The organism is Pseudomonas sp. R62 (genome assembly GCF_000257605.1).
In the GTDB taxonomy this organism is placed as follows: Bacteria; Pseudomonadota; Gammaproteobacteria; order Pseudomonadales; family Pseudomonadaceae; genus Aquipseudomonas; species Aquipseudomonas atacamensis.
On the sequence record NZ_JH635998.1, the window covers coordinates 3,055,676 to 3,058,603 of the forward strand.

The following is a 2,928-nucleotide window of genomic DNA, read 5'->3' on the forward strand; positions in this document are numbered from 1 at the left end:
CCGTGAATGACGATCAGCACCCGCTCGATCTTTTCCGGTGCCGGGCCGATGCCCACTGCCATTTCCCCGGCCTTGAGTTGCAGGCGACCGGGGCTGATCGCATCGACGCCGGCCGCTTGCGCGGTGCCGGCGATGAACAGTAACGCCACAAGCCATTTATGCATTTACAGGGTTTTCGCCGCGAAGGTGTCGCACTGGCTTACCTGGCCTTGCGCGAATCCGGTTTTGAACCAGCGCACCCTTTGCGCTGACGTACCGTGGGTAAACGAGTCCGGCACCACGCGGCCCTGACCCTGTTGCTGCAAGCGATCATCGCCGATGGCGTTGGCGGCGTTCAAGGCTTCCTCGATGTCGCCCGGTTCCAGCCAGTTCAGGCGTTTCTGCGCGTTATACGCCCAGACGCCGGCGAGACAGTCGGCCTGCAATTCCTGGCGAACCAGCAAGCCGCCGTCGCCCTCCATCTGCCGGCCTTGCTGACGCGCCGCCTGCATCTTCGCCGAGACGCCCAGCAGCGTCTGCACATGGTGGCCGACTTCGTGCGCAATCACATAAGCCTGAGCGAAATCGCCGGCGGCTTTGAAGCGCTGCGACATTTCCTGAAAGAAGGCCATGTCCAGATAGACCTTCTGGTCGGCCGGGCAGTAGAACGGGCCGGTGGCAGAAGTGGCCATGCCGCACGCGGAGTTCACTCGATTGCTGAACAGCACCAGTGTCGGGTCTTTGTATTGGCGTCCGGCCTGCTGGAAGATCGGACCCCAGGTGTCTTCGGTGTCGCCGAGGATCGAGCGGACGAATTCAGCCTGTTCATCATTGGCCGGTGGCGCCTGGCGGGTTTGCGAGGTGGGCGCCGGCTGCTCCATCTGCCCGGTCAACTGGCCGAGGATCTGCATCGGGTCCTGGCCGGTGAGCCAGCCGATGCCGACAATCAGCACGATGGCCGTCAGGCTCAGGCCCTTGCCGCCACCGAAGCGCATGCCGCCGCCACCGCCGGCATCATCACCCCGGGCGTCGACGACGTTGTCACTGCGTCGGCCTTTTTTCCATAGCATGTGGGAATCCTCTTTTATTGCCAGTGATGAGTCTGCTGGTGATGAGTGTTGCCGCTGTGTGAGTGTGGCGCCAGTCCGGTCGTCCGTCCATGCACACGCGCCCACATGGTGCGGGCCTGGTATTGACGGTCGAGCGCGCCGTGAATTCAATCCCGAGTGGAATTTCTTCCGTCGAATTCATGAACCCGCTGTTTCGACGGCAGTCTGTGATGTTGCACACTGGCCGGGCGCCGAAGTGGCGGGAATCTTGCGTCACGGTTTTGCTCAACGGCGGTTTCCCGGCGAAGAAGAGTGCAACCTGTGCGGTTGCTGAAAGCTCAGCCGACTATGATTGCCACAACGATTGCCGCCAGCGCGAACGCTCGCCCGGATTTTTTTCAGAGATTGCCAATGACCGTCAGCACCCCGCTCTCCGGTGTCAACCAGCCCTTCAAGGGGATTCTGCTGATTGTCGTGGCGACGTTCCTGTTTTCCAGCCACGACGCGTTGTCGAAATACCTCTCCGGTTTTTATCCGATCGTGATGGTGGTGTGGGCGCGCTATGTGGTGCACACCTTGTTGATGGCGGGGATTTTCCTGCCGCAGTCCGGTTTGCGCGTGCTGCGCACGAAAAAACCGTTATGGCAGCTCGCCCGTGCCCTGTGCCTGCTCGGCACCAGCCTGTTTTTCACCACGGCGCTGCTGTACATCCCGCTGGCCGAAGCCACGGCGGTCAACTTTCTCGCACCGGTATTGGTGACGGCATTGTCGGTGCCGTTGCTCAAGGAACGCGTGACGCGCGGGCAGTGGATTGCGGTGATCTGCGGCTTCATCGGCGTGCTGATCATCGTCCACCCGGGCGGCGAACTGTTCACCCCGGCGATCCTGCTGCCGTTCTGCTCGGCGCTGTTCTTCTGCTTCTACCAATTGCTGACGCGCAAGCTCGCCGAAGTGGACAGCCCGACCACCAGCAACTTCTTCGCCGGGCTGTGCAATACCTTGGTGATGAGCGCGCTGGTGCCGTTCTTCTGGCAGGTGCCGACGTGGACTCACGCTGCGCTGATGCTGGCGCTGGGCAGTTGCGGGATGACGGCGCATCTGTTCCTGACCCAGGCCTTCCGTCACGCCGCACCGGCATTGCTGGCGCCGTTCGGCTATTGCCAGATTGTCTTTGCCGGGTTGTTGGGCTGGCTGCTGTTCAATCACACCCCGAGCGGGTTGACGGTGATTGGTATCGCAGTGATCTGTTGCAGCGGATTGGCGGCAGCGTGGCAGCAGAGCCGGCGCTGAAGAGCGGATCCCGGTACAACTTGTGGGAGCGAGCCTGCTCGCGAAAGCGGTGGGTCAGTCGCCATATTCAGCGGCTGACGTGACGCCTTCGCGAGCAGGCTCGCTCCCACAATGGGATGTATGCAGGCAGGTTATTCGGTAACGGTCGGAATCTTGCGCGGTGCCATGAAGTACATCCACGTCAGTGCGAGGAAGTACATCGCCGGGATCAGCGTGAACAGCACTGTGTAGTTGTTGTTGGTGACGGTGAGGATGTGGCCGACGATCTGGGTCATGAACATCCCGCCGATCGCCGCGCACATGCCGCCGAAGCCGAACACTGTGCTCATCATGTGCTTGGGCGTGTAGTCCATCACCAGGCTCCAGATGTTCGCAGTCCAGGCCTGATGCGCGCCGATCGCCAGCGAGATCGCCGCCACCGCCACCCACAGATTCGCCGAGCCGGCAGCCATGACCACGCCGATGATGCAGCAGGCAAACAGCAACATCGACAGCAGCCGCGCCTTGATCGAGTTCATGCCGCGACCGATCAGGAACGAGGACAGAATCCCGCCGCCGACACTGCCGAAGTCAGCCGTGACATAAATGATGATCAGTGGAATACCCATCT

General features: G+C 61.6%; 2 protein-coding genes and 2 pseudogenes. 1 reads left to right on the forward strand and 3 read right to left on the reverse strand.

The features are described from left to right. Positions 1-164, reverse strand: a pseudogene (locus OQK_RS30435) (alpha/beta hydrolase); the annotation flags it as partial. Continuing rightward, a complete protein-coding gene (ypfJ, locus tag OQK_RS14820) occupies positions 165-1,049 on the reverse strand; it encodes a KPN_02809 family neutral zinc metallopeptidase (protein ID WP_016773076.1) in 885 nt (294 codons plus the stop codon). A 390-nt stretch (positions 1,050-1,439) separates the two neighbouring features. Here ypfJ and OQK_RS14825 point away from each other — a divergent pair, with 390 nt between their 5' ends. Beyond that, positions 1,440-2,318 carry a DMT family transporter gene (locus tag OQK_RS14825; RefSeq protein ID WP_016773077.1) on the forward strand — a complete coding sequence of 293 codons (879 nt, stop codon included), beginning with the start codon at positions 1,440-1,442 and terminating at the stop codon, positions 2,316-2,318. Positions 2,319-2,449: 131 nt separating this feature from the next. On the opposite strand, the pseudogene OQK_RS14830 reads toward OQK_RS14825, so the two are convergent. After that, positions 2,450-2,928: pseudogene (locus tag OQK_RS14830) on the reverse strand (MFS transporter); the annotation flags it as partial.

Bases quoted from the DNA above. Each gene is read 5' to 3' on its own strand.
- OQK_RS14825 (WP_016773077.1), top strand. From the start codon at position 1,440: ATGACCGTCAGCACCCCGCTCTCCGGTGTCAACCAGCCCTTCAAGGGG.
- ypfJ (WP_016773076.1), bottom strand. From the start codon at position 1,049: ATGCTATGGAAAAAAGGCCGACGCAGTGACAACGTCGTCGACGCCCGG.